At 71.5% G+C, this 4,036-nt stretch carries 5 protein-coding genes; all 5 read left to right on the top strand.

Going from position 1 to position 4,036, the window contains the following annotated elements:
- The first annotated feature begins 143 nt into the window (after nt 1-143).
- Nucleotides 144-896 carry a YebC/PmpR family DNA-binding transcriptional regulator gene (locus ACFC1X_RS40595; protein WP_376364752.1) on the top strand — a complete coding sequence of 251 codons (753 nt, stop codon included), beginning with the start codon at nt 144-146 and terminating at the stop codon, nt 894-896.
- Nucleotides 897-1,006: 110 nt separating this feature from the next.
- Complete coding sequence (ruvC, locus tag ACFC1X_RS40590; protein WP_125490922.1) at nt 1,007-1,582, top strand: crossover junction endodeoxyribonuclease RuvC; 576 nt, start codon at nt 1,007-1,009, stop codon at nt 1,580-1,582.
- Nucleotides 1,579-2,184 (top strand): Holliday junction branch migration protein RuvA, encoded by a 606-nt coding sequence (gene ruvA, locus ACFC1X_RS40585; RefSeq protein ID WP_376364749.1) that lies wholly within the window; start codon nt 1,579-1,581, stop codon nt 2,182-2,184. The genes ruvC and ruvA overlap by 4 nt, the downstream gene beginning before the upstream one ends.
- 31 nt (nt 2,185-2,215) lie before the next feature.
- On the top strand, nt 2,216-3,313 hold the full coding sequence (gene ruvB / locus ACFC1X_RS40580; RefSeq protein WP_376364746.1) for a Holliday junction branch migration DNA helicase RuvB: 1,098 nt from the start codon (nt 2,216-2,218) through the stop codon (nt 3,311-3,313).
- Between the two features lie 174 nt (nt 3,314-3,487).
- Complete coding sequence (gene yajC, locus ACFC1X_RS40575) at nt 3,488-3,997, top strand: preprotein translocase subunit YajC (protein ID WP_376364743.1); 510 nt, start codon at nt 3,488-3,490, stop codon at nt 3,995-3,997.
- Nucleotides 3,998-4,036 lie beyond the last annotated feature (39 nt).

Genomic DNA, 4,036 nt, shown 5'->3' with positions numbered 1-4,036 from the left:
CCACCGAGTGCACCGCCTCTTCGCCGACATGGTGCGCGCGAACCGGGAGGCGGAGTCCTTGTAGGATTCCCCGGGTACCTCCCAGGCTCCTCATGCGCTGGGGGAGTTCGTACAAAGACGGGTTACGCGAAGGAGACAGGCAGATGTCCGGCCACTCTAAATGGGCTACGACGAAGCACAAGAAGGCCGTGATCGACGCCAAGCGCGGCAAGCTCTTCGCGAAGCTGATCAAGAACATCGAGGTCGCGGCGCGCATGGGCGGCGTCGACATCGAGGGCAACCCGACCCTGTACGACGCCATCCAGAAGGCGAAGAAGCAGTCGGTGCCCAACAAGAACATCGACTCCGCGGTCAAGCGCGGCGGTGGCCTGGAGGCCGGCGGCGCCGACTACGAGACGATCATGTACGAGGGTTACGGGCCGAACGGCGTCGCGGTGCTCATCGAGTGCCTCACCGACAACCGCAACCGCGCCGCCTCCGACGTCCGCGTCGCCATGACCCGCAACGGCGGCTCCATGGCCGACCCGGGCTCCGTGTCGTACCTGTTCAACCGCAAGGGCGTCGTGATCGTCCCCAAGGGCGAGCTGGGTGAGGACGACGTCCTCGCCGCCGTCCTGGACGCGGGCGCCGAGGAGGTCAACGACCTCGGCGAGTCCTTCGAGGTGCTCAGCGAGGCCACCGACCTGGTCGCGGTCCGCACCGCCCTCCAGGACGCCGGCATCGACTACGAGTCCGCCGACGCCAACTTCGTCCCCACCATGCAGGTCGAGCTGGACGAGGACGGCGCCCGGAAGATCTTCCGGCTCATCGACGCCCTGGAGGACAGCGACGACGTGCAGAACGTCTTCGCCAACTTCGACGTGAGCGACGAGGTCATGGAGAAGGTCGACGCATAGCGCGCCCCAGCTCAGCGGGCCGACGGGGACACACCCCGTCGGCCCGTCGCTTTGTCGGTGGCACCCGATAGCCTGCACAAACAGGTGATCGAGGAGAGGGGGGGGCGGGCATGCGCGTTCTGGGGGTGGACCCGGGGCTGACCCGCTGCGGGGTCGGCGTCGTGGAGGGCGTCGCGGGCCGGCCGCTCACCATGATCGGCGTCGGCGTCGTCCGCACCCGCGCGGACGACGACCTCGGCCACCGGCTGGTCGCCGTCGAGCAGGGCATCGAGCAGTGGCTGGACGAGCACCGGCCGGACCGCGTCGCCGTGGAGCGCGTCTTCAGCCAGCACAACGTGCGCACCGTGATGGGCACCGCCCAGGCCAGCGCCGTCGCGATCCTCTGCGCCTCCCGCCGCGGCATCCCCGTCGCCCTGCACACCCCCAGCGAGGTCAAGGCCGCCGTCACCGGCAGCGGCCGGGCGGACAAGGCGCAGGTCGGCGCCATGGTCACCCGGCTGCTGCGGCTCTCCGCGCCCCCGAAGCCCGCCGACGCCGCCGACGCCCTCGCGCTCGCCATCTGCCACATCTGGCGCGCCCCCGCGCAGAACCGGCTCCAGCAGGCCGTCGCCCTGCACACCTCCCGGGGCCCGGCCGGCCCCCGCAGCCCGCACACCCCTCACCCGTCGAAAGGCACCACGGCATGATCGCCTTCGTCAGCGGCACCGTCGCCGCCCTCGCTCCCGACGCCGCGGTGGTGGAGGTCGGCGGCGTCGGCATGGCCGTCCAGTGCACGCCGAACACCCTCTCCACCCTCCGCCTCGGCAAGCCCGCCAAACTCGCCACGTCCCTCGTCGTCCGCGAGGACTCGCTCACGCTGTACGGCTTCGCCGACGACGACGAGCGCCAGGTCTTCGAGCTGCTCCAGACGGCCAGCGGCGTCGGCCCCCGCCTGGCCCAGGCGATGCTCGCCGTGCACAGCCCCGACGCCCTGCGCAGAGCGGTCTCCACCGGCGACGAGAAGGCGCTCACCGCCGTCCCCGGCATCGGCAAGAAGGGCGCGCAGAAGCTGCTCCTGGAGCTGAGGGACCGCCTCGGCGAGCCCATCGGAGCCCCCGCCGTCGGTGCCCCCGTCAGCACCGGCTGGCGCGACCAGCTGCACGCCGCCCTGATCGGCCTCGGGTACGCGACCCGCGAGGCCGACGAGGCCGTGTCCGCCGTAACCCCCCAGGCGGAGGCCGCCGGGGGCACGCCCCAGGTGGGGCACCTGCTGAAGGCGGCCCTGCAGACCCTCAACCGCGCCCGCTGAACCGCCACCACCGACCCCCGAGGCACACCACATGAACTGGGACGACACGACCGACCCGTCCGACGCCCCCGAAGGCCTCGTCGGCTCCGCCGAGGAGCGGCTGGTGGGCTCCGTCGCCGACGGCGAGGACCAGGCGGTGGAGGCCGCCCTGCGCCCCAAGGACCTGGGCGAGTTCATCGGCCAGGAGAAGGTCCGCGAACAGCTCGACCTCGTGCTGCGGGCCGCACGCGCGCGCGGCGCCACCGCGGACCACGTGCTCCTCTCCGGCGCCCCCGGCCTCGGCAAGACCACCCTCTCGATGATCATCGCGGCCGAGATGGGCGCCCCCATCCGCATCACCTCCGGCCCCGCCATCCAGCACGCCGGCGACCTCGCCGCGATCCTCTCCTCCCTCCAGGAGGGCGAGGTCCTCTTCCTCGACGAGATCCACCGCATGTCGCGGCCGGCCGAGGAGATGCTCTACATGGCGATGGAGGACTTCCGCGTCGACGTGATCGTCGGCAAGGGGCCCGGCGCCACCGCCATCCCCCTGGAGCTGCCTCCGTTCACCCTGGTCGGCGCCACCACACGCGCGGGACTGCTGCCGCCGCCACTGCGCGACCGCTTCGGCTTCACCGCCCACATGGAGTTCTACGGACCGGCCGAACTGGAACGGGTCATCCACCGCTCGGCCGGCCTGCTCGACGTGGAGATCGACCCCGCCGGCGCCGCCGAGATCGCCGGCCGCTCCCGCGGCACCCCCCGCATCGCCAACCGCCTGCTGCGCCGGGTGCGCGACTACGCGCAGGTCAAGGCCGACGGCCTGATCACCCGCGAGATCGCCGCGGCCGCCCTGGCGGTCTACGAGGTCGACGAGCGGGGCCTGGACCGGCTCGACCGCGGTGTCCTGGAGGCCCTGCTCAAGCTGTTCGGCGGCGGTCCGGTGGGCCTGTCCACGCTCGCCGTCGCCGTGGGGGAGGAGCGTGAGACAGTGGAAGAGGTCGCCGAACCCTTTCTCGTGAGGGAAGGCCTCCTCGCCCGCACCCCACGGGGGCGGGTCGCGACGCCGGCGGCCTGGGCGCACCTCGGGCTCACCCCGCCCGGTGCGCGGAACACCGGAAACGGACAACAGGACTTGTTCGGGACGTGACATCCCCGTCACGACGAGGACATTCGCCCGAGCAGGAACCCCAGTGCCATGCTGAGCGTTGTTCCATGCGCGCGGACTCGCTTAGACTCCGCCGATGCCGCCCTTGTCGGCGGCGTACACACCCCCAACCATCAGGCCGCTCACCATCGCGGTCGTGTGAAGGAAGTACCGACCGTGAGTCTCGTGACCCTCCTCCCGTTCATCGTGCTCATCGGGGCCATGTTCCTGATGACCCGGTCGGCGAAGAAGAAGCAGCAGCAGGCCGCCAACATGCGGAACGAGATGCAGCCCGGATCCGGTGTCCGCACCATCGGGGGCATGTACGCCACGGTCAAGGAGGTCAACGATGACACGGTCCTCCTCGACGCCGGTCCGGGTGTCGACCTGCTCTTCGCCAAGAACAGCATCGGTGCCGTCCTGACCGACGACGAGTACAACCGCATCGTCCACGGCATCGAGCACGACCTGAAGTCGGACGCCGACGTCGTCCCGGACGACGCCTCCTCCCTCACCGAGTCCGACGCCGCCGCCACCGACGCCGCCTCCGACGACCAGCCCGTCGACCTGGGCAAGAAGGACGCGGCCGACGAGCCGGCCGGCGAGCCGACGGCCGACGCCGCGCCCGCCGAGGCGAAGGCCGACGAGCAGGCGAAGAAGTCCGACGGCGGTTCCGAGGCGAAGTAAGCCGTGCCCCGGGGTGCGCGGGGACGTCCAGGACGTCCC

It is taken from the genome of Streptomyces sp. NPDC056128, from assembly GCF_042263835.1.
Classification (GTDB): domain Bacteria; phylum Actinomycetota; class Actinomycetes; order Streptomycetales; family Streptomycetaceae; genus Streptomyces.
The sequence above is the reverse complement of the archived record's forward strand: the minus strand, read 5'-3'. Positions and strand labels throughout refer to the sequence as shown.

Coding starts and splice junctions, on each gene's coding strand:
- ACFC1X_RS40595 (WP_376364752.1), top strand. CDS start 144: ATGTCCGGCCACTCTAAATGGGCTACGACGAAGCACAAGAAGGCCGTG.
- ruvC (WP_125490922.1), top strand. CDS start 1,007: ATGCGCGTTCTGGGGGTGGACCCGGGGCTGACCCGCTGCGGGGTCGGC.
- ruvA (WP_376364749.1), top strand. CDS start 1,579: ATGATCGCCTTCGTCAGCGGCACCGTCGCCGCCCTCGCTCCCGACGCC.
- ruvB (WP_376364746.1), top strand. CDS start 2,216: ATGAACTGGGACGACACGACCGACCCGTCCGACGCCCCCGAAGGCCTC.